Source organism: Cupriavidus metallidurans CH34, from assembly GCF_000196015.1.
Lineage (GTDB): Bacteria > Pseudomonadota > Gammaproteobacteria > Burkholderiales > Burkholderiaceae > Cupriavidus > Cupriavidus metallidurans.
The window spans coordinates 1,049,230-1,071,389 of record NC_007974.2; the positions used below are offsets into that span (position 1 = coordinate 1,049,230).

Annotated in this window: 18 protein-coding genes and 1 pseudogene; 9 read left to right on the top strand and 10 right to left on the bottom strand. The window is 63.3% G+C overall.

Features of this window, described 5'->3' with window-relative positions; genetic code table 11:
• Nucleotides 1-444 precede the first annotated feature (444 nt).
• Together RMET_RS22950 and RMET_RS22955 are read right to left on the bottom strand one after the other, a co-directional pair.
• Nucleotides 445-2,112, bottom strand: coding sequence for a class I adenylate-forming enzyme family protein (locus RMET_RS22950; RefSeq protein ID WP_011518923.1), 1,668 nt, complete (start codon nt 2,110-2,112; stop codon nt 445-447).
• Nucleotides 2,113-2,225: 113 nt separating this feature from the next.
• Entirely contained in the window at nt 2,226-3,188 is a 963-nt protein-coding gene (locus tag RMET_RS22955) for a cyclase family protein (RefSeq protein WP_011518924.1), read from the bottom strand.
• Nucleotides 3,189-3,539: 351 nt separating this feature from the next.
• Between RMET_RS22955 and RMET_RS22960 the strand changes: the two genes are divergently transcribed.
• The 3 genes from RMET_RS22960 to RMET_RS22970 all read left to right on the top strand — a co-directional run bounded on the left by RMET_RS22960 (nt 3,540) and on the right by RMET_RS22970 (nt 6,160).
• On the top strand, nt 3,540-3,929 hold the full coding sequence (locus RMET_RS22960) for a cupin domain-containing protein (RefSeq protein WP_008646773.1): 390 nt from the start codon (nt 3,540-3,542) through the stop codon (nt 3,927-3,929).
• A 62-nt stretch (nt 3,930-3,991) separates the two neighbouring features.
• Nucleotides 3,992-4,975: a Bug family tripartite tricarboxylate transporter substrate binding protein gene (locus tag RMET_RS22965; protein ID WP_011518925.1), complete on the top strand. Its 984-nt coding sequence runs from the start codon at nt 3,992-3,994 to the stop codon at nt 4,973-4,975.
• A 12-nt stretch (nt 4,976-4,987) separates the two neighbouring features.
• Complete coding sequence (locus RMET_RS22970; RefSeq protein WP_011518926.1) at nt 4,988-6,160, top strand: acyl-CoA dehydrogenase family protein; 1,173 nt, start codon at nt 4,988-4,990, stop codon at nt 6,158-6,160.
• Nucleotides 6,161-6,600: 440 nt separating this feature from the next.
• Here the strand turns inward: RMET_RS22970 and RMET_RS22975 are convergent, their stop codons facing one another.
• Nucleotides 6,601-7,476 carry an NAD(P)-dependent oxidoreductase gene (locus RMET_RS22975; RefSeq protein WP_011518927.1) on the bottom strand — a complete coding sequence of 292 codons (876 nt, stop codon included), beginning with the start codon at nt 7,474-7,476 and terminating at the stop codon, nt 6,601-6,603.
• A 120-nt stretch (nt 7,477-7,596) separates the two neighbouring features.
• Here RMET_RS22975 and RMET_RS22980 point away from each other — a divergent pair, with 120 nt between their 5' ends.
• The gene (locus tag RMET_RS22980; protein ID WP_029310033.1) at nt 7,597-9,669 is read left to right on the top strand and encodes a putative bifunctional diguanylate cyclase/phosphodiesterase; all 2,073 of its coding nucleotides are present in this window, start codon (nt 7,597-7,599) and stop codon (nt 9,667-9,669) included.
• A gap of 39 nt (nt 9,670-9,708) precedes the next feature.
• On the opposite strand, the gene RMET_RS22985 is transcribed toward RMET_RS22980, so the two are convergent.
• Entirely contained in the window at nt 9,709-9,975 is a 267-nt protein-coding gene (locus RMET_RS22985; protein WP_011518929.1) for a hypothetical protein, read from the bottom strand.
• 333 nt (nt 9,976-10,308) lie between these two features.
• Here RMET_RS22985 and RMET_RS22990 point away from each other — a divergent pair, with 333 nt between their 5' ends.
• Nucleotides 10,309-10,608: an H-NS family nucleoid-associated regulatory protein gene (locus tag RMET_RS22990; protein WP_011518930.1), complete on the top strand. Its 300-nt coding sequence runs from the start codon at nt 10,309-10,311 to the stop codon at nt 10,606-10,608.
• A gap of 130 nt (nt 10,609-10,738) precedes the next feature.
• Nucleotides 10,739-11,767: an IS30-like element IS1088 family transposase gene (locus RMET_RS22995; RefSeq protein ID WP_011516271.1), complete on the top strand. Its 1,029-nt coding sequence runs from the start codon at nt 10,739-10,741 to the stop codon at nt 11,765-11,767.
• Here the strand turns inward: RMET_RS22995 and RMET_RS23000 are convergent.
• Complete coding sequence (locus RMET_RS23000) at nt 11,756-12,220, bottom strand: hypothetical protein (RefSeq protein ID WP_011518931.1); 465 nt, start codon at nt 12,218-12,220, stop codon at nt 11,756-11,758. The two genes, RMET_RS22995 and RMET_RS23000, sit on opposite strands and share 12 nt — an antisense overlap.
• A 209-nt stretch (nt 12,221-12,429) precedes the next feature.
• Here RMET_RS23000 and RMET_RS23005 point away from each other — a divergent pair, with 209 nt between their 5' ends.
• The 3 genes from RMET_RS23005 to RMET_RS23015 are packed head-to-tail and all read left to right on the top strand — an operon-like array spanning nt 12,430 to nt 15,001.
• Nucleotides 12,430-13,050 carry a heavy metal response regulator transcription factor gene (locus RMET_RS23005; protein ID WP_011518932.1) on the top strand — a complete coding sequence of 207 codons (621 nt, stop codon included), beginning with the start codon at nt 12,430-12,432 and terminating at the stop codon, nt 13,048-13,050.
• A 56-nt stretch (nt 13,051-13,106) separates the two neighbouring features.
• Nucleotides 13,107-14,549, top strand: a complete 1,443-nt coding sequence (locus tag RMET_RS23010) for a heavy metal sensor histidine kinase (protein WP_011518933.1) — start codon at nt 13,107-13,109, stop codon at nt 14,547-14,549.
• Between the two features lie 44 nt (nt 14,550-14,593).
• Nucleotides 14,594-15,001 carry a VOC family protein gene (locus tag RMET_RS23015; protein WP_008646756.1) on the top strand — a complete coding sequence of 136 codons (408 nt, stop codon included), beginning with the start codon at nt 14,594-14,596 and terminating at the stop codon, nt 14,999-15,001.
• A gap of 121 nt (nt 15,002-15,122) precedes the next feature.
• Here RMET_RS23015 and RMET_RS23020 read toward each other — a convergent pair whose 3' ends face one another.
• From RMET_RS23020 to RMET_RS23040, 5 genes and pseudogenes are all read right to left on the bottom strand, one after another.
• Complete coding sequence (locus tag RMET_RS23020) at nt 15,123-18,254, bottom strand: CusA/CzcA family heavy metal efflux RND transporter (RefSeq protein ID WP_011518935.1); 3,132 nt, start codon at nt 18,252-18,254, stop codon at nt 15,123-15,125.
• A gap of 14 nt (nt 18,255-18,268) precedes the next feature.
• Nucleotides 18,269-19,198, bottom strand: a pseudogene (locus tag RMET_RS23025) (efflux RND transporter periplasmic adaptor subunit); the annotation flags it as partial.
• 67 nt (nt 19,199-19,265) lie between these two features.
• Nucleotides 19,266-19,601: a TraR/DksA family transcriptional regulator gene (locus tag RMET_RS23030; protein ID WP_011518936.1), complete on the bottom strand. Its 336-nt coding sequence runs from the start codon at nt 19,599-19,601 to the stop codon at nt 19,266-19,268.
• 16 nt (nt 19,602-19,617) lie between these two features.
• Entirely contained in the window at nt 19,618-20,481 is an 864-nt protein-coding gene (locus tag RMET_RS23035; protein ID WP_011518937.1) for a universal stress protein, read from the bottom strand.
• Nucleotides 20,482-20,495: 14 nt separating this feature from the next.
• Complete coding sequence (locus RMET_RS23040) at nt 20,496-21,974, bottom strand: SulP family inorganic anion transporter (protein WP_011518938.1); 1,479 nt, start codon at nt 21,972-21,974, stop codon at nt 20,496-20,498.
• Between the last annotated feature and the right edge of the window lie 186 nt (nt 21,975-22,160).

Consider the following 22,160-nt stretch of genomic DNA (forward strand, 5'->3'; position numbering starts at 1 on the left):
GTGCGTTTCCTTTCGTGCAGACGCCGTCCGCGCACCGATAGGTATCCCGTCCCGGCGCTGTCAGGACGCACGTCGTGCCGGTGCAGGCCGCGGACGGCATACCTCCGAGAAGGCTGTATGCCTCTTCGATAGTGACGGTGGGGCCGCCGGCAGCCAGCTTACCCGCGTCGACGGGTGCTTCGGGCTCTTTGGCTGGCTCGACGCTCCCGCATCCAGGCAGCGTGAGGATTGCTAGCAGACAAAGGCTTGAGATCAGGCGGTTCATGCGGACGCTCGGCAGTCGGAACGCCCCAAGTCTACGGCGAGGAGCGCCCCTGGCGCTCTCGATCCACGCAAGGATGAGGGATTATCCAGGGGGTCGGTGGCCGATGCATGGATTCAGACGGCGTGCTACCCGATGGCGATCGAGTAGCACCGTCCAAGACCAAAGCCAAAACCCGATGATTACCCCCGCAACTCCCGTCGCAAGATCTTCCCGGTAACGGTCTTGGGAAGCTCGTCCATGATCATCACCACGCGGGGATACTTGTACGCCGCCATCCGGGCCTTGCAGTACTCCGCCAGTTCTTCCGGCGTGACGTTCGTCCCGGGCTTGAGGCTGACCACGGCTTTCACCGTCTCGCCACGGTAGGCATCAGGTACGCCAACCACGGCGGCCTCCCGCACGGCGGGATGGGTGTACAGCACGTCCTCCACCTCGCGTGGCCAGACCTTGTAGCCGCTGGCGTTGATCATGTCCTTCTTGCGGTCCACGAGGTAGAACCAGCCGCGTTCGTCCATGAACCCGACATCCCCCGTGCGGAAGTAACCATCGACGATGGCCTTGGCGCTCTCCTGCGGCTTGTTCCAGTATCCCGGCACGATCATCGGCCCACGCGAAATGATCTCGCCGACTTCGCCAACCGCCATCGGCTTGCCTTCGTCGTCGCCAATATAGGACTCGACGTTGTAGGCCGGCACGCCCACGGCAAGGGTGCCGGAGGCCGGGTCCACAGGCGCCTCGACCCCGCGCGGCACCACGTGCGTTGGCGAGTTGGTCTCGGTCAGGCCGTAGCCGTTGTGGATGTAGTGACCGAAGCGCTCGCGAAAGGCCTCCACCACGCTGGGCGGAATCGGCGCGCCGCCGGAGTAGATCTTGGTCAGCGACGCGAAGCAATCGCGCGTGGCGTTCGGGTGGTTCATCAGCGCGATGAACACGGTGATGGCGCCGATGGTGAAGGCGGGGCGATGTTCGCGCAGCGTGTCGAGCATCACGCCCGGTTCGAAGCGACAGGCCAGCACCAGCGGGGCGGCGCACATGAAGGCGGCGCCGATATGGCCGATCAGCCCGGTGATATGAAACAGGGGCGCGACGCCGAGGATGGGCTCGCCTTCGCCCAGCGTGATCCAGTCGCGGTAGACCTGGGCGTTGAAGGCTACGTTGCCGTGGGTGTTCATCGCGCCCTTGGGCACGCCGGTGGTGCCGGAGGTGTACACCAGCATGGCGATGTCGTTCGGCCCCAGCGCCGCTGGCGGAGGATGGCGGCCGGCGTTGGCTGCGATCACTGCCGACAGGGATTCCGCGCCCGGTGTCTCCTGTCGGCTCGTATTGGCGAACAGCCGTGGGTCGTGGCGCCGTTGGTACTCCAGTTCGGATGTCGTCATCACCAGAGGCAGCACGCCGTTTTCCGCATTGGCTTCTTCGGCAAGCAGGGGGCGGACGATATCGACGTACAGAGTCTCGGAGCAAACCAGCAGGCGAGCGCCCGAATCCGCCAGGATCACGCGCAGTTCGCGCGCGCGGTTCATCGGGTTGACGGGCACGGCAATGGCGCCCAGCTTCCACGTCGCCACCAGAGCGATGACGAACTGCGGGATGTTCTGCAGGTAAATGGCCACGCGTTCTCCGCGCGTGATGCCGCGGTCTTGCCACGCGCAGGCGAGCGCGTCGGATTGCGTGTCGAGTTCGGCGTAGCTCAGGCTGCCGTCGAAGTAGAGAATGGCTGGCAGCGACGGCGCGCGCGCTACCGCGGCACGGAACAGGCTCAGCGCGTCGGTGAACTCGGGCGTGATCGCGTGGGGCTTGCCCGGCTCGTAGCTCGACAGCCAGGGCTTGCGGTCATAGGGCGTCATGGTGTCTCCGGAAAGTGGAACGGCGGCACACCATGCGTGCCGCCGCGCGTGGCAGGGTGCGTCCGCGGTCATCAAGCAGGCGGACGCATGGGTGGAAGAACCCCTGCCTCCGCCTACTTGATGACGACCGGATTGACCGGTGCTCCGCTGCCGTTCACGACCTTCAGCGGCGCGGCGGTATAGAGGAAGCTCCACTGACCGTCGTCGGCGCAATCCGTGGCCAGCGGGTCAAGCTGTGCGATTTCCGTCAGCGTCACGCCGAGGTTGCGCATCAACGCATTGTGTAGTGGTAGCGCCACGCCAGAGACCGGGTCCACCGTGACCTCGTTGGCGATGGTGTCGGTGACCAGATTCGGGATCTCCATCTTGTGGAACCACTCCACCAGTTCAGGGCTGTAGGTCAGACCCGGCTCGATGAAATTCTTGTAGAACTCAGCCTGATCGCGCTCGTAGAAGGAACCAATCCAGCCGGTGCGGATGATGACGATGTCATGCTTTTCGATACGCACGCCCTGCATTTCGGCTGCGGCCAGCAGGTCGAGGTGGGTGAAGGTCTCACCGGGATCGAGCACGGCCTTGCCGCGATGGCGCGCCATGTCGATCAGCACGCCACGGCCGACGATGCCGCGTTCGGCGATGGGCAGCACGCTGGCTTTTTCCATGCCGCCGATGGTCGACTTGGCGTCATAGCCGTTCCAGAGCTGGTCGCCGTACCAGACATGGCCGAGGGCATCGTACTGGGTGGAGCCTTGCAGGTACATGATCATCATGTCGTCCGCGTACTCGCCTTGCCCCGGGAAGATCGGCGCCTTGCCGCACAGGTAGTGGCCCTTGTCCATCACGTTCAGACGACGCGCCTGCGAGCGGCCGGGCCAGACCGGATCCCCCTTCGGGTTGCCCATCTGGATCTGCAGCGTGAAGGTCTTGCCCGAGCGTACGGCTGCCACGCCGCGCAGCACTTCGGCCTGGGTCAGGTAGTTGAGCGAGCCGACTTCGTCGTCAGATCCCCATTTGCCCCAGTTTTTCGGCGCGTCGCGCAGTAATTCGGCCACGTGCGGAACGTTCTTCGATTCCATGCATTGTCTCCTTCCGGTTGCACTTCGAGGTCGACCCGGATGCAAGCGTCATGACGATGGCTCATGGCGCGGATGCACCAAGCGAATAAAACTGAACGGTCATGCTTTTTTTGTGAGAGCAGTCTAGTGCACGGCGCGCAGGCAGGCCAAGGGAGGAATTTGATCCTGTCGAATAGGGATAGTGGCTGCCCCCGGTTTGCGCGGTCATGCGGGCGCTGAGACGTCAGATCCGGAGCAATCCCTAGTTGACGGTATTTTTCATGGGGATAAAATCTGTTTCACAAACATGAAAACAGAGTCTGACCGGCGTGCACTGTGCCCGGCGGGCTCGAAGTTGGAGACAGCCCACCCATGACCGCATCGCCCGTCTACTTCGTCCGCACCGAGGACGTCGCCGGATATCACCCCGCCAATCACGTCGGCACACTGAATCGCCGCATCATCGGCCGCGAAAACGTCGGCGCCACGCAGCTTGAAGTCATCCACGGCACCATCGAACGGGGGAAGGGCGCATTGCCCCATGCGCATCCCGGCATTGAGCAGGTCTGTTACGTCCTGGAAGGGCGCGCGCGTGCCGAGGTCAATGGCCACGCGCAGGAGCTTGGTCCTGGCGACTGCTGCTTCTTTCCGGCCGACGCGATGCACGTCTTCACGGTGATCAGCGACGAACCGGTCAAGCTGCTCGTCGTCTATGCCCCGCCATATGAAGAGTCGCCCGATCGCGTGATCCGGCCCGAGTGAGCACACAGTACGTATCGAAGCGTGGCGGCGCCCGCCGCCGACAAGAAAACCGAGGAGACACCATGCCCAATTTCCGCATTCGGCGCACGCTGGCCGCTGCCATCCTGGCGTTGCCCGCTGCCGCGATTTCGCTGCCGGCGAGCGCCAATGACGCCTATCCAAGCCGGCCGATCCGCCTGGTTGTGCCGTTCGCGGCGGGAAGCGGTACCGATGCGGTCGCGCGCATTACGGCAAAGGAGTTGGGCGATGCGTTGAATCAAAACGTGATCGTCGACAATCGTCCGGGGGCGAACGGCTCGATCGCGGCGGAAATCGTCGCGCAGGCCGCTCCCGACGGCTATACGCTGTTCATGACAACGAACACGACGCATTCGGCCAACCCTTCGCTGATGAAGAAGCTGCCGTACGACCCGATCAAGGATTTCACGCCGGTCGCGCGCATGGGGAACCTGCCGTTCATGCTGGTCATCAATCCGAAGTTGCCGGTCAAGACCGTCGGGGAGCTGATTGCCTATGCGAAGTCGCATCCGGGCATGTCATACGCCAGCGGCAACAGCACCGGCATCGTGTCAGGCGCCACGCTGGCCCGTATGGCTCAGATCGATCTGCTGCACGTGCCATACAAGAGCACCCCGCCGGCCATGACCGACGTGATTGCGGGTCAGGTGCCGATGATGTTCGTCGACGTCGCCGCTGGTATCGCCAACGTCAAGGCGGGCCGGATGCGGGCGCTGGCGGTGACCACGGCGCAGCGCAGCCGGCTGTTGCCGGACCTGCCTCCGATCGGGGATGCACCCGAGTTGAAGGGGTTCGACATCACCTCGTGGAATGGCGTCTTCGCGCCGGCAAAGACGCCGCAGCCGATCGTCGACCGGTTGAACCGCGAGCTGTCGAAGATCGCCGCGAGCAAGGAAGTGGCGCCCAAGTTTGAAGCGCTTGGTTTTGAAGCCTTCGGGCAGACGCCACAGCAGTTCGCGGGCTTTGTGGGCAGCGAACTGGTGAAGTGGAACAAGCTGGTGAAGGACGCCGGCATCCAGCCGGAATAAGAGGACACATAGATGAACTTCGAAAGGACACCTGAGCAGAACGCGATCGTCGAGGCCGTGACGCAGCTTTGCAGCGATTTTGGAGCCGAGTACTGGGCTGAACTCGACCGCGAGCACAAGTTTCCCGAGGCTTTCCATCGGGCGATGGCCGACGCGGGTTGGCTGGGCATCGCCATGCCCGAACGGTTCGGCGGCGCGGGGCTGGGGATCACCGAAGCGGCGCTGATCATGCAGACGGTCTCGGCGTCGGGTGCAGGCTTCTCCGGGGCATCGTCGATCCATATGAACGTGTTCGGCCTGAATCCGGTGGTGGTGTTCGGCACCGAGGCCCAGCAGGCCGCCGCGTTGCCGCCGCTGATCGCGGGGCGCGACAAGGCATGTTTTGCCGTGACCGAGCCTGACGCCGGGCTGGATACCACGCACCTGAAGACGCAGGCCGTGCGCACCGCCGACGGCAGCGCCTATCGCGTGGACGGCCGCAAGATCTGGATTTCGACGGCGCAGGTGGCATCGCGCATGCTGCTGCTGGCGCGTACCACGCCGCTAGATGCGGTGGCCAAGCCGACCCAGGGTTTGAGCCTGTTCTACACGACGCTGGACCGGAACCACATCGAGGTACGCGAGATCGACAAGATGGGGCGGGGCGCGGTCGATTCGAACATGCTGTTCATCGACGGCCTGATGGTGCCCGCGGAGGATCGTATCGGCGAGGAGGGCCGTGGCTTTGAGTACATCCTGCATGGCCTGAACCCCGAACGCATTCTGATCGCCGCGGAATCGGTAGGCCTTGGCCGCGCCGCGCTGGAGGCGGCCACGCGCTACGCGCGCGAGCGCACGGTGTTCGGGCGGCCGATCGGCCAGAACCAGGGGATTCAGCATCCGCTGGCCCAGGCGTGGATGGCGCTGGAAGCGGCCGACATGATGGTGTGGAAGGCCGCCTGGCTCTACGACAATGGAAAGCCGTGCGGCGCCGAGGCGAATGCGGCGAAGTATCTGGCCGCCGAGGCCGCGCACCAGGCCTGTCAGACCGCCGTGCTGACGCTGGGTGGCATGGGCTATGCCCGGGAATACCACGTCGAGCGCTATCTGCGCGAATCCTATATCCCGCGTATCGCACCGGTCAGCGCACAGCTGATCATGTGCCATATCGCCGAGCGGGTGCTGGGATTGCCGAAGTCCTACTGAGCTTGAGACCAAGGCCGAAAATCAGGCGGACGTAGAAATGAAGAAGCCCTGGTGCGCGACGCACCAGGGCTTGGCGATGGTGTGACTCCCACGTACCGCATCATGCCGCCCGTCGCATCAACCCGCAGTGCCATGCCGCGATGACGATGTATTGCCATCGTTGATGGCTGCCGCAAGCGGAGAACAGCAACTGGCGCCATGGTGCGGCGCGTGGCGGCATCTCCATCCCATCTACGGACGATGCCGCGCCGTCCTGACCGACCCTGCCCGCCGGCCAGGAAGCGGAAACCTCCATCACGCATCAAGCATAGGTGCGGGCCGGCCGCTCACCATTCGGGCGCGTGCTGAAAGCGGTGTAGGTGTTTGTCGGACGGTCGGATGGTCGGACGGTCAGTCTATTCCTGTCTCGATACGGCAGGCACCGCGCGCCGGAGCACGGGTCACGAGCGACGCAAGCGCTTGATCAGCGACGAGGTGTCGTCTCGCGAGCTTCCCATTTGTTGCAGGTCTGCATAGAACTGGTCGACTAGCGATGTGACCGGCAGCGTGGCGCCATTGCGGCGGGCTTCGTCCAGGCACAGGCCCAGGTCCTTGCGCATCCAGTCCACGGCGAAACCGAAGTCGAATTTGCTCTGGAGCATCGTCGGGCCACGGTTTTCCATCTGCCACGATGACGCCGCGCCCTTGCTGATGACGTCGAGCACCACGCGCATGTCCAGCCCGGCGTGCTCGCCAAACGCGATGGCTTCGGAAAGCGCCTGCAGCAGGCCGGCGACGCTGATCTGGTTGACCATCTTGGCCAACTGGCCGGCCCCGCTCTCTCCGATGCGGGTGACGGCGCGGGCATAGGCGGCGATGACGGGCTCGGCGCGCTGGAACGCTTCCGGGTCGCCCCCGCACATGATAGTCAGGATGCCCTGTTCGGCGCCAGCCTGTCCGCCCGAAACGGGTGCATCGATGAAATGGCAGCCGCGCTCGCGTGCGGCCTCGTGCAGTTCGCGCGCTACGCTGGCGCTGGCGGTGGTGTGGTCGACGAAGATAGTGCCTGGCGCCGCGTGCTGGAACGCGCCATCTGGCCCCGTCATGACCGCGCGCAGGTCATCGTCATTGCCAACACAGGCACAAACGATGTCACAGTCGACTGCGGCCAGCGCCGGCGTCGCTGCCTGTTTGCCACCGTGCTTGCCAAAGGCCTGGACCCAGCGCTCCGCCTTGGCTGCCGTACGGTTGTAAACGGTGACGTCATGGCCCTTGGCGGCCAGATGGCCGGCCATGGGGTAGCCCATGACGCCGAGCCCGAGGAATGCAACCCGCATGACTTTGCTCCGTGACTTCGAAGAGAGGCAAGAGTATAGGTCGTTTGCGGGCAGTGGCGGTCGATGTCAGAATGCCGCCACCTCGAAGTCATCGCCCCATTCGAAGTCATCGCCCCCACCATGTTTCCCGCCAGTTACGACGCGTTACTCGTCCTGTTTTCGGTCATTGTCGCCGTTCTCGCTTCCTATACCGCGCTGGACATGGCAGGGCGCATCTCCACCGCGAGCGGCCGCTATGCGCGGCTGTGGCTGGCCGGCGGGGCAGTGGCCATGGGGCTTGGCATCTGGTCGATGCACTTCCTGGGCATGTTGTCGTTCAGCCTGCCGATTCCGCTGGGCTACGACCCCGCCATCACGGCTGTCTCGCTGCTGATCGCCGTTGTTGCCTCGGCATTCGCGCTGCGGCTCGTCTGCCTGGAGCATCTGCCGCGCAGGCGGCTGGCGCTTGGCGCGCTGGTGCTCGGCGGGGCCGTAGCCAGCATGCATTACACGGGCATGGCGGCATTGCGCATGCAACCGGGCATTCAGTACGACCCGTGGTTGTTTCTATTGTCGATCCTGATCGCCGTGGGGGCATCCGGGGCGGCGCTCTGGATTGCCTTCCGATTGCGGCGGCACATGCCGCGCGTGCATCAACTGCGCTTTGGAGCGGCACTGGTGATGGGCGGCGCCGTCGCGGCGATGCACTACACCGGCATGGCCGCGGCGAGGTTTCCTATCGGCAGTGTGTGTGGCGCAGCGGGCGGCGGGCTGCAGGGCAATACGCTGGCGCTGCCCATTCTCGTGATCACGATCTGCGTCCTGGCCGTGGCGCTGATTACCTCGGTGCTCGACATGCGCCTGGAAATGCGCACGGCGGTGCTGGCCGACGCGCTGGGCGTCGCGAACGAAGAGCTGGAATTCCTGGCGCTACACGACAAGCTCACCCATCTGCCGAACCGCGTGCTGCTGGAAGACCGTTTCACGCTGGCGATTCAGGCAGCGGCCCGGCACCATGGCCGTTTTGCCGTGCTTTTCGTCGATCTGGATGGATTCAAGGGCGTCAACGATACCTACGGGCACCAGGTCGGCGACGGGCTGTTGGTGGAGATCGCCAATCGGCTGCGGGCATCGGTTTCGTCGGAAGATACGATCGCGCGTGTCGGTGGCGATGAGTTCGTGCTGCTGGTGCACGTCGACGAACCTGAGGATGCGGGTGTCGTCGCCGGGAAGCTGATCGACGTGCTGCGCGAGCCCGCAAATGTGGCAGGCCACATGGTGCACGTCTCAGGCAGCATCGGCATTGCGATCTACCCCGTCGACGGACAGGATCAGGACGCGCTGATGACCAATGCCGACGCCGCGATGTACCACGCGAAGGCATCAGGCCGGAACGCGAGCTACTTCTTCGAGCGGTCGATGAACCATCAGGCGCGGGCGCAGCAGATGCTGATCCAGGACTTGCGGGCGGCCCTGAGAAACGGCCAATTGCAGTTGCACTATCAACCGAAGTTTTCGGCTGCTGACAATGTGCTGGTAGGCGCCGAGGCGCTGCTGCGCTGGAATCATCCCGTGCAGGGCCTGCTGATGCCGGACCAGTTCATCACGCTGGCAGAGAAGACCGGGGCAATCGTGCCGATCGGGACGTGGGTACTCAACGAGGCGTGCCGGCAATTGGCGTTATGGCACGACATGGGGCACGCGCACTGGTCGATGGCGGTCAACCTTTCCGCGCTGCAGTTCTGCCATGCGGGCATGGTCGAGTCGGTAGCCGAGGCGTTAGCGCGGCATAAGGTCGAGCCAAGACGATTGACGCTCGAGATTACGGAAACCACCGCCATGCGCGATGTGGAGACCACGCTCGCGATCATGACCCAGCTCGACGAGATGGGCGTGCGGATTGCGATCGATGATTTCGGTACTGGATATTCAAGCCTGCTGCATCTGAAGCGCATCCCAGCGAGCGAATTGAAGATCGACCGGGGATTCGTGCGCGATCTCGCGGAAGACAGCGAGGATGCCGCGATCGTATCGGCCATCGTGGCGCTGGGCCGAACGCTGAATTTGCAGGTAGTGGCTGAGGGCGTGGAAACGACCGCTCAGCGGTCGTTCCTGGCAGGTCTGGGGTGTGATGCGTTGCAGGGCTATCTACTTGGCAGGCCGATGCCTGCGGCGCAATTCACGGAGCTGGCGCTGGCCGATGTCGATGCGTGAGCGTGTCATGACACGTCACGCATCGAGCGACATCCTGTATCAGGCCCCGTCGGTGAACACGTCGCGCTTGCCCGTTGCGCTGAAGCCGCCGTCTGTGTACGGGCTGCGCGGATCGTGGATGGCGCGGCCACCATCGGTGTACGGATCGCGTGTGCCAGTGCGCTCGACCAGGCCATCGCGATTGGTGACGCGCGCGCCGTCGGTGAACGGATCCGCGCTGCGCGGCGCGGCGTTGGCCAAGCCGGCGGCGCTGGCGAGGGTGGCGGTCAGGGCAGTGTAGAGCAGGGCTTGCTTGATGGTTCGCATCTTGGAATCCTCTTCGTGATATGGGTTACGGGTTGTTCACGGCTTGCTGGAGAGTCTGATCGGTCGTTGCGCGACCTTGGAATGCAGTTTAGAGGGCGGGTCCCGACGCGAACATGACCCTTGAATGACATTGATGTCATTTGTCCGAGGCAATGCGATACGATTGCGGGACAGGATGCCGACCGGACAATGAATTCGGCCTTGGCGACAAATCCACGCCAAACAACCTGTAGAATCTCAATCTGGTTCGCAATGCACGCTGCGCGGGCCGTCCCCCAAGAATTTCCTTTCTCCAGCCTGTCCAGCCATGTCGACAGGCGCGCACGATGAGTCATGTCCGAGTCTGAGTCAGCCAAACAAGCCGCGGTGGTGTGGGTCCACGAACAGATGGAGCGTCATGGCCTGACGTTCGAAGACCTGGTCGAGGCAGGCTGTTTTGCCGATGCGCATATCGAAGTTGCCGATCAGGCCGACGCCGTTGCGAAAGCCGCAACGCCGACGCCGGAAGTGCCGCCGCGTGTGATGTACCGCAACGCCATGGGGCAAACCTGGGACGGTAATGGGGAATACCCTGATTGGCTGCAACGCGCGGTCAATGCCGGGCAGTCGATCGACTTCTATCGCGTCGAGTAGCAATGCGATACCCCACTGGGCGCATGGGCGCCTGGTGTATCGGCATCATTGGCTGGCCGGATGCGTCAGCAACGCTCGGCAGTCAGGGCGGCCTCAATTCCGAAGTGCAACACCGAGAATTGAGGCCAAGATGACCAAGAAAAATTACCAGCAGTTGAGTGAGACCGAACGCCATGCGATAGCCCTGGGGCTGCAGCAAAAGCAAAGCCTCAGCGCCATAGCCAGGGCCCTGGGGCGTGACAAGAGCACTATCAGCCGCGAGTGCAATCGCAATGCAGGCGGCAAGGGCTACGCCTCCAAGTTCGCCCAGCAGCGCAGTGACAATCGCAAACGCCAAGCCCGTCCCAGCCCCAAGCTGCACCGCCAAGGGCCCTTGTTCCCGCTGGTTTGCGACTACCTGCGCCACAAGTGGTCGCCCCAGCAAATCGCCAACGAACTCCAGCGTCTTCACCCACAGGATCGCCGCTTGCAAGCCTCACACGAAAGCATCTACACCTGCATCTACGCCCAGCCCCGGGGAGAGCTCAAGAAGGAGCTGGTGTCCTGCCTGCGCATGGCCCACGCCAAACGTTGGCCCCGCTCCAGGGGAAAGGATCGCCGCAAGGAGACGCAAGACTTGCTGAGCATCCATGTGCGAGCACCCGAGATCGAGGATCGCCAGTTGCCCGGCCACTGGGAGGGTGATCTGATCAAAGGCAAGGCTAACGCCAGTGCGATTGGCACGCTGGTCGAGCGCACCACCCGTCTGGTGGTGCTGGTCAAGCTGCCACACCCCAACCCCGCCACAGCGGCGCATGTACTGCAAGCCTTCAGCGACAAGCTCAAGACAATAGCCCAGCCGATGCGCCAGACCCTGACCTACGACCGGGGCAGCGAGATGGCCGAGCACCGCCAGCTCAGCGAGAACACAGGCATGAAGGTGTACTTCTGCGACCCCTACAGTCCCTGGCAAAGGGGGAGCAACGAGAACACCAATGGGCTCTTGCGCCAGTACTTCCCCAAGGGGACTGATCTGAGTGGCTACAGCCAGGAGCAGTTGGACGCTGTGGCCGATGAGCTCAATGGACGGCCCAGGATGACTCTGGGGTGGCGCAAGCCCATCGAGGTCTATGCCGAGCATTTGGCGCGGCTGGCCCAGCAGCCGGATTTAGTGCATTGAGTTTTTGTTGCACTTGGACTTGAAACCGCCCAGGTTCGGCAGGGATGTGAAGGCGGTAATAGCCAGCGGCTGCGCATGACGCTGGTACTGCATCGCCGCGGGTGGTAATTCCTGCAACAGCATCGCATTGCTGGCGGCGGCGCCCGGTTGCTTGCCGGGGTGATTCGGCGCATCAACGGCGGGTCGCGCATCCTGCCAGACTGGCAGGTCATCCTCCAGCCCTCGCGCGGGGCCCATCTGGCCTATCTCGCATTGGGCCTGCATTCCATTGAGGCCGTTCAACGGGCCAATCTCCGCTTCCGCTTCAATCTTGATCGCCGCGTGCCGCTCGGGCATCGACAGGCCGATTGCTTCCGTCAATTCGCAGGCCGCCATATCAGCCGCAGCCGCGCCCTGGACAGGCAGCGCGAGTGAGGCAAGGCACAACAGGAGACCGGAGAACGGGCGTTTCATCGAGGAAATTGGGGGCTTGCGAGGGGCTAGAACTGCCTGTGTTGAGCAGTTGCAGCATTGTACTGCCTCTAACGGTTGCAAAATGGCTATATCAAGATGACATTCGTGCAATGTTCGCCAATTCGTGGCAAAGCTCCGCTAGTGTCTCGGTCTATATCCAGAACCTCGAATAATGGGCCGGTACCAAGCCGGCTTGGAAGTGAACCAACATGCGCATCCTGATTGTCGAAGACGAGCCGAAGGCCGGTGATTATCTGCTCAAGGGACTCACCGAGTCGGGCTTCGTGGCCGATCTGGCCCGCGACGGCGTGGATGGGCTGGCCCACGCACGCGAGCAGCACTATGACCTGATCGTGCTCGACGTGATGCTGCCCGGCATGGATGGCTGGCAGGTATTGCGCGAACTGCGCCGGGACAAGGACACGCCCGTGCTGTGCCTGACCGCGCGTGACGAATTGTCCGATCGGCTCAAGGGGCTGGAACTGGGCGCAGACGACTACATGGTCAAGCCGTTCGCTTTTGCCGAACTGGTGGCGCGTATCCGGACGATCCTGCGGCGTGGCCCGCTGCGCGAGAGCGAATTCATCGAGGTGGCCGACCTGCAGATCGACACCATCCGCCGCCGCGTGACCCGCGCGGGGCAGAAAATCGACCTCACCTCGAAGGAGTTCGCGCTGCTGCAATTGCTGGCGCGGCGCCGTGGCGAGGTATTGTCACGCTCGCTGATTGCGTCGCAGGTCTGGGATATGAACTTCGACAGCAACACCAACGTCGTGGACGTGTCGATCCGACGCCTGCGTGCCAAGGTGGATGACCCGTTCCCGAACTAGCTGATCCATACCCGCCGCGGCATGGGCTACGTGCTCGACGAATTCGACGAGGCATGATGCGGTTGCTGTCGAAGCTGCAGGCCGCAATGCCGGCATCGCTTACCACGCGGCTGGCGCTGGCCTATGGGCTGACCACGGCGGCGGTGCTGGTTGGCGTGGCAACGTATCTGTCGAGTTCGCTGGGTAACCAGTTGCAGGCGCGCGATGAAGGCGAGCTGGTAGGCGAGGTGCTGCTGGTGCGGCATCTGCTGCGTGAAGTTGGCAGTGAGGCCGAAATTCGCGCGGACACACACCGATTTGCCGATATCGCCATGGGGCACGAAGGGCTGGTGCTCGTGGTCCGCACGTTGGGCGGCGATCCGCTGGTCACGCTCAACCCGCGTAATGAACGGGTTCCAGATCTGCGCGTGCTGCCGCTCGCCACGGCGCCCGATACGACCCAATTGCAGACCTGGTATCCACGCAATGGCGTGCCGTCACGCGGCATCGTCGCGTTGGGCCAGATTGGCGACTCCGGTCAGACTGTGGAGATCGTCGTGCTCAGCGATGCGGGCTATCGCGTGGCGCTGATGCGCGAGTATCACAGCCGGTTGCTCGTGGCGGTGCTGTGCGGTGCGATCGTGGCGGCGGCCCTCGGTTTCCTGCTGGCACGGCGTGGCTTGCGGCCCTTGCGGCGGATGGCGAGCGATGCGGCGGCCGTGACCACGAGCCGACTGGCGACGCGCCTCGACGTAGGCAGCGCACCGGAGGAATTGCGCGATCTGGCGGGCGCGTTCAACGGTATGCTCGCGCGCCTGCAGGACAGCTTCACGCGGCTTTCCACGTTCTCGGCCGATCTGGCGCACGACTTCCGCACGCCGATCAGTAACCTCGTGGGCCAGACGCAGGTCACGCTGGCCCAGCGACGCACGGCGGCGGAGTATGAATCGTTGCTTGAGTCGAATCTCGAGGAGTACGAGCGCTTGTCGCGCATGATCGAAAACATGCTGTTCCTGGCGCGCGCCGACAACGCACAGGTTGCACTCGGGGCGCGGCCACTCGATGCGCGGGCGGAACTGGACAAGGTGGCGGAGTATTTCGAAGCTGTGGCCGCCGACCGCGACCTGACGCTGTCCGTCACCGGCGCGGCCACGGTGACTGCGGACCAGCCGTTGCTGCGGCGCGCCATCATCAATCTGCTGGACAACGCGCTGCGTCACGCGCCTGCGGGCAGTACGGTGCAATTGGCCGTGTCACGTGGACAGCCCGGCCATACCGCCATCAGCGTGGTGAACGGCGGCCCCGGGATCACGCCGGAGGCGCTGCCGCACCTTTTCGCACGCTTCTATCGCGGCGATCCGTCACGTCGCGACTCGGCCAAATCCACCGGCCTCGGCCTTGCCATTGTCGACACCATCATGCGGCTGCATGGCGGCAGCGTGTCCGTGCGCAGCGTGGACGGACAAACCACGTTCGAACTCGACTTTCCTGACAAAGCTGTCAGTAGGGCAGGCGCATAATAGTCGGCTCGCGGGATATGCCCGCTCCACGTAAGGAGACCGACATGCAGGTGCAACCGTATCTCGATTTTGGCGGCCGATTTGACGAGGCAATGGCGTTCTACGGCAAGGTGATGGGCGCCAAAGTGACGTTTATGATGCGCTACAAGGACGCGCCCGAAGGGCAGCCCAAGCCATCGCCCGCCTGGGCCGAGAAAGTCATGCACGCGAATATCCAGGTGGGAGACAGCCAGTTCATGGCATCGGATGGCCGGGAGGGGCAGACCCCCGCGTTCTCCGGCTTCATGATGTCGGTGGGCGACGTGCCGAATGCAGAGGGTCAGCGGATATTCAATGCGCTGGCCGAAGGTGGTCAGGTGTTCATGCCTTACCAGAAGACATTCTGGGCCGAGGGGTTCGGGATGCTCGTCGACCGGTTCGGCATGACGTGGATGGTCAACTGCGAACACTGACGCACTGACGTATTGCGGGTGAGCGGCCAAGCCGTCGTCACCCGCCTCTTTCCGCCTCTTTCCATTTCTCCGGTTTTCTCCTGCCCCCTCTCCCGCGTTCGCGGAAGAGGGGGCAGTCATGTCAGCGGCTCGCCAATCGCCCGTGGGCCCAGCGATACAGCACCGGTAGTACCAGCAGCGTCAGCGCGGTGGATGACAATATCCCGCCGATCACGACCGTGGCCAGTGGCCGCTGCACCTCTGCGCCGGTGCCCGTGGCAATCGCCATCGGCACGAATCCGAGCGATGCCACGAGCGCCGTCATCAGCACCGGGCGCAGCCGCGTCAGCGCGCCGTTGAACACGGCATCGTCGAGCGATCGGCCTTCCTCACGCAGCGAGCGGATAAACGAGAGCATGACCAGTCCGTTGAGCACCGCCACACCGGAGAGCGCGATGAAGCCCACCGCCGCGGAGATCGACAACGGAATACCGCGCATCCACAAGGCCAGGACGCCACCGGTCAATGCAAACGGAATCCCGGTGAAGACGATCAACCCGTCGCGCACATTGCCGAACATGGCGAACAGCAGTACGAATACCATCAGCAGCGCCACGGGCACGACGATCTGGAGCCGTTCCGTCGCCGACTGCAACTGCTCGAATGTGCCACCCCAGGCAATCCAGTAGCCGGTGGGGATCTTCACGCGCGCGTCGATGGCCGCCACGGCTTCGGGGACGAACGTGCCGAGATCCCGTCCCCGCACATTGGCGCTGATGACGATGCGGCGCTTGCCGTTTTCCCGTGAGATCTGGTTCGGACCTGGCGCAATGGTCAGCGTGGCGACCTCGCCGAGCGGAATGTAGCTCGTTGCCGCGTTGGTGCCCTTGGGCAGGGGGATAGGCAGACGTCGCAGCGCTTCCACGTCGGCGCGAATGCCTTCCGGCAGGCGCACGCCAATGTTGAAGCGGCGGTCGCCCTGGTAGAACACGCCGGCGTCGCGGCCGCCCACGGCGATGGCGACGGTGTCCTGAACGTCGATCATGTTCAGCCCGTAGCGTGCCGCGCGGGCGCGGTCGACGTCGACGGTCAGCACCGGTAGACCCGTGGTCTGTTCGACCTTGACCTCTGTGGCGCCGGACACGGTCTGCAGGACCTTGGCGATGCGCTGCGCCGTGGTATCAAGCACCTCGTTATCGTCGCCGAACAGCTTGACCGCCACGTCACTGCGCACGCCTGAAATCAGCTCGTTGAAGCGTAACTGGATCGGCTGCGAGAACTCGTAGCGATTGCCCGGAATCTTCTCCAGTTCGCCTTCGATCGCGGCGCGCAGCGACTCGCGGGAACGGGAGGGATCTGGCCACTTGTCGCGTGGTTTCAGCATGATGTAGGCATCCGAGATGTTGGGCGGCATCGGATCCGATGCGATCTCCGCGGTACCCGTGCGCGCGAAAATGCGCTCGATCTCGGGGAAGGTTGCCTTGAGGCGCGTTTCGATCTGCTGCTGCATCGCCACCGACTGCGTCAGACTCGTACCCGGAATGCGCAGCGCCTGTACCGAGAAATCGCCTTCGTTCAGGTTGGGGATGAACTCGCTCCCGAGGCGCAGCGCCACCAGCCCGCTAAGCAGCACCGCCATGCCCGCGCCAGCGAGCACCACCGGCGTATTGGCCAGGGCGCGCTTGAGCACCGGCTCGTATCCGCGGCGAGCCCAGCCCATGATGCGGTTTTCCTTTTCCTCGACGCCGCCGCCAATAAACAGCGCCACGGCTGCCGGCACGAAAGTCACGGAGAGGATCAGCGCGCCAATCAGTGCCAGCACTACGGTCATCGCCATCGGGTGGAACATCTTGCCCTCCACTCCGCTCAACGCAAAGATCGGGATGTAGACGATCATGATGATGAGCTGGCCATAAACCAGTGGCCGGCGTGCCTCGCTCGCGGCCGCGAACACTTCCTCGAAGCGTTCGGCGCGTGTCAGCGGGCGTCCCAGGCGCTCTTTCGCATGAGCCAGACGGCGGACGCAGTTCTCGACGATCACCACGGCGCCGTCGACGATGATGCCGAAGTCGAGCGCGCCCAGGCTCATCAGGTTCGCGCTGATCTTGTATGACACCATCCCGGTGAACGTGAACAGCATCGACAGCGGGATCACCATGGCGGTGATCAGCGCCGCGCGCAGGTTGCCGAGGAACAGGAACAGGATGGCGATCACCAGCACTGCGCCTTCGAGCAGGTTCTTCTTGACGGTGGCGATGGCCTTGTCGACGAGATTGGTCCGATCGTAGACGGTGACCGCCTTGATGCCTGCCGGCAAGGACTTGTTGATCACGGCCATGCGCGCATCTACGGCCTGGGATACCGCGCGGCTGTTTTCGCCGATCAGCATGAAGACCGTACCCAGTACCACTTCGCGGCCGTTGTCGGTGGCGGCGCCGGTGCGCAGCTCCCGGCCAAGGTCCACTTCGGCAAGATCACGGACACGGATCGGCAAGCCTTGAGCGGTGCCCACGATGACGTCCCCGATGTCGTCGGTCGACTTGACCTGCCCGGGCGCGCGCACCAGGTACTGCTCGCCGCGCCGCTCGATATAGCCGGCGCCGACATTGGTGTTGTTGCGTTCGAGCGCCTGCACCACGTCCTGCAGCGAGAAGCCGTACGAGGCCAGCTTTTCAGGGCTTGGCGCTACCAGGTATTCCTTGGCGAAGCCGCCGATCGAGTTGATTTCGGTAACGCCGGGCACGTTGCGCAACTGTGGCTTGATGACCCAGTCCTGGATCTCCCGCAGGTCGGTGGGCGTGTATGGCGTGCCATCCGGCTTGCGCGCATCCGGCTCGGCTTCGACGGTCCACAGGTAGATCTCGCCGAGGCCGGTGGAAATGGGGCCCATGGCAGGCACCACGCCTTCCGGGAGCTTGTCCTTGGCTTCCTGGATGCGCTGGTTGACGAGTTGGCGCGCGAAGTAGATATCCGTGCCGTCCTTGAAGATCACCGTGATCTGGGACAGGCCGTAGCGCGACAGCGAACGGGTCTGCTCCAGGCCCGGCAGGCCGGCGATGGTGACCTCAAGCGGATAGGTGACGCGCTGCTCGGTTTCAAGCGGCGAGTAACCGGGCGCCGAAGTGTTGATCTGTACCTGGACATTGGTGATGTCCGGGACGGCGTCGATCGGCAGGCGGCTGTAGTTGTAGATGCCGAGCCCGGCCATGCCGAGGACCGCCAGCATCACGAGCCATCGCTGCGCGATGGCGAAGCGGAGAATACGTTCGAACATGAATGACTCTCCGTTCAGTGCGAATGCTCGGCGCTGCCCTTGCCCTGTTCGGCCTTGAGCACGAAGCTGTTGCCCGCCACATAGCGATCGCCGGCGGCCAGGCCGTCGACGATCTCGATGCGCTTGCCGTCAGTGCGGCCCGTCTTGATCGCCCGGGCGAGGAAGCCTCCCGGCGCCTCAACGAATACCTGCTTCTGGCCGTTCTCGACCTGCACCGCATCCGCTTCGATGATCACTGGGGCTTCGGCGTCGCCGGTGGCCACGCTGACGGTGACGAACAGACCCGGGCGCCATGCCATCTCGGGGTTCGACAGCGTCACGCGGGCCGTGGCGGTACGGGTTTGCTGGCCGAGCAGGGCGCCGACGTAGGAGACCTTGCCTTCCGCCTCGCCATCGAATGCAGCAGAAGCTATACGTACCGATTCGCCCAGCTTCACATGCCCGAGGTCCTTTGGCGCGATGACGAACTCGGCCCAGACCGTGTTGAGATCGGAGATCGTGAAGACCGCGGTCTCCGCCGCGACGGCTTCGCCGAGTGCCAGGTGCTTTTCGACGACGATGCCGTCGAAGGGGGCGCGCAGCTCGAACTGGTTGATGGCACGGGCGCTGGGCTTCGCGCCAATGGCGGTCAGTTTCTGGGCGGCGTTGCGCTCGGCGATTTCGGCTTCCTGCAGCGCGGTACGTGCCGCAAGGAAGTCCTGCTCGGCGGAAACCTTGTCCTCCCAGAGCTTCTTTTCGCGGGTGTAGGTAGTGCGCGCCAGTTCTAGGCGCCGCTGCGCGGCGAGCAACTCACTACGTTGATCCGATAACTGCGTGCTGGCGAACACCGCCAGCAGGTCGCCTTTCTTCACACGCTGGCCAAGGTTGGCGGACACCGATTCGACAACGCCCGCCACGCGCGGCACCACGTGCGCGGTGCGGTCTTCGTTGAACTTGGGGTCGCCTCAGAAAACGGAAAATAAAGCACGTTAAGGCAAAACGGCTCCGCCGTTGGGCATCAATACGGCTTTGTCATTGACGCGCTGTCGCGCATTCCTGGCAGAACACAACAGCAGGATCGGCGTTCAACAGTTCCGGCTCCAAATCACTGTGACAGGCGCAGCACAGCCCATAGGTGCCAGAGTCGAGGCGGGCCAGCGCAGCTTCGACCTTGCGCTTGCGAATGGTCAGCCGCTCCCGCAATCCTTGGGCAAGAGCCTGTTGTTGGAGGGCGTCGATACGCGACACCCTACCGACACAGGATTGATCCAGCTCGACCGGCGCGGCGGACTGTTGAGCCTGCTGGATTGCCTCAACGGTTTCCCTTTGCTCGATCAGCAGTCGAGCGCGGAACTGTTCCATGTCCATTGAGGCGACTCCTTCGCTATCGCAGTAGAAGCGTGGGGATGGTCGAGGAACGCAGCAGGTCAGCGGTCTTGCTGCCGAACATCAAAGTGCGCAGCGGCGAGTGACCGAATGCGCCCATGATGAGCATGTCGATGGACTGCTCCTTGACCGTCTTGGCGATGATGCTTTCCGCATCGCCGGGGATCAGTGAGGCGGTGACGTCGAAGCCAGCCGATTCCAAGGTGGTCTTGGCCCAATCAAGCTGCTTGGGTGCATCCTGGCTTTTCTTCCCCGACATCAGCAGGATGATAGGCAAACCTCGGAACAGCGGGCTGCCAGCGACCATTTCGACGCCACGCCGGGTCACGACACCGCCGTCGAAGGCGATCATCACGCGCTGCGGCTCTTTGAAGCCTTCGGTCACGGTCAGGATCGGTTTGTGCAGCGAACGTACCACCCGCTCCACATTGCGGCCCAAGTCGCGCTGTGTGGCTTCTGCGGCTTCGCCACGGCGTCCGAGTATCAGCAGGCGCACGCCGTCTTCCTGTTCGGCCAGCGTTGCTTCAAGTTCGCCGTGCCGCTGGCGAACATCGACCAGCGCGGCACCGGCAGCGGTGGCCCGTTCGCGCAGTCGGTTCAGGAAGATGCGGCCTTGCTCGCGAGCATTCTTGGTGCGGGCCTCGTCTTCGGCGGTGAGCTTGGTCAGCAGATTTTCCTGGGCGTCAATGCCGATGGCACCGCTGTGATCTTCGCCCGATCCCTGCTCGGGGTGGCGGTCGATGACGTGCAGAAACTCCAGCGGCGCGTCCATTCGGCGAGCGGCCCATGCGGCGTAGTCGGCCACGTAATCGGCGAAGTGGGATTGATCCACGCAGGCCAGCACTTTGTTTTCGTTCTTCATGATCCTGTTTCCTCTCAGTGGCCCATCAGCATGTCTTCGGCACCGTCTTTGTCATGCACGGCGAACTTGTCCACCATTGTGGCGCTGGCCTCGTTCAAGCCGATGACTTCGACCTCGGTGGCTTCACGGCGGAACTTGATGACCACCTTGTCTAAGGCGCTAACAGCGGTGATGTCCCAGAAGTGGGCGCGACTTACGTCAATGCGCACTTTCTCGATGACTTCCTTGTAGTCGAAGGTATTGATGAAGCGATCCGCCGAGGCAAAGAACACTTGGCCGGTAATGGTGTAGGTGCGCACGCGGCCTTCGTCCTCGGTGCGAGAGGTGACGCGCAGAATCTGGCCCACCTTGTGCGCGAAGAAGAAGCCCGACAGCAGCACTCCGATTAGCACGCCCTTGGCCAAGTCGTGGGTGCCAACCGTCACTACCACGGTGGCCAGCATCACCATGCTGGAACTTTTTGGGTGCTCGCGCAGATTGCGGATCGAGGCCCAGTTGAAGGTGCCGATAGACACCATGATCATCACCGCGACCAGTGCGGCCATCGGAATGCGGGCCACCCAGTCACCGATAAACACCACCATCAGCAGCAGAAACACGCCAGCGGCCAGCGTGGAGAGTCGGCCACGACCGCCGGATTTTACGTTGATGACCGACTGGCCAATCATGGCGCAACCTGCCATGCCGCCGAGGAAGCCGGTAGCAATGTTTGCCACACCTTGACCCACGCATTCGCGGTTCTTGTTGCTGTTGGAGTCGGTCAGGTCATCGACGATGGAAGCCGTCATCATGGATTCCAGCAAGCCGACGACCGCCAAGGTGGCCGAGACAGGGAAGATGATCTTGAGCGTTTCGAGGTTCAGCGGCACATCAGGCAGCAGGAACACCGGCAGACTGTCAGGCAGTTTGCCCATGTCGCCCACAGTGCGAATGTCGAGGCCGAGGAAGATCGCCACTCCGGTCAACACGACGATGGCAACCAGCGGCGACGGCACGGCCTTGGTGATGTAGGGAAAGCCGTAGATGATGCCGAGACCTGCCGCCGTCATGGCATAAACGTGCCACGTCACATTGGTCAGCTCGGGCAACTGCGCCATGAAGATCAGGATGGCCAGCGCATTGACGAAGCCGGTGATGACCGAGCGAGAGACAAAGCGCATCAATGCGCCCAGCTTGAGCCACCCCGCGAGAATTTGCAGTACGCCGGTCAACACGGTGGCAGCCAGCAGATATTGCAGGCCGTGGTCTTTGACCAAGGTCACCATCAGCAGCGCCATTGCACCTGTGGCCGCAGACACCATGCCAGGGCGACCACCGGCAAAGGCAATGATCGCGGCAATGCTGAATGAGGCGTAAAGACCGACCTTCGGATCAACGCCCGCAATGATCGAGAAGGCGATTGCCTCGGGGATGAGCGCTAGCGCGACGACGATGCCCGCTAGTAAGTCGTTTCGGACATTGGAAAGCCAGTCCTGGCGTAAGGATTTCATCATTCTTCTATTCCGTTGTGGTTGCCAGCCAGTGGTGGCAGTTGGGGCGAACGCAAGCGCGTCTTCCCGGCCAGCGGAATAGAGAACGAACCCCGAGTAATCCAGGGCCAGCAAGACGCAGTGAATCGGACGTGCAGCCTCGTGCGAGCGTGGTGTGTATTGAAGCTGGCTCGCAGCGAGAAAGAGGCT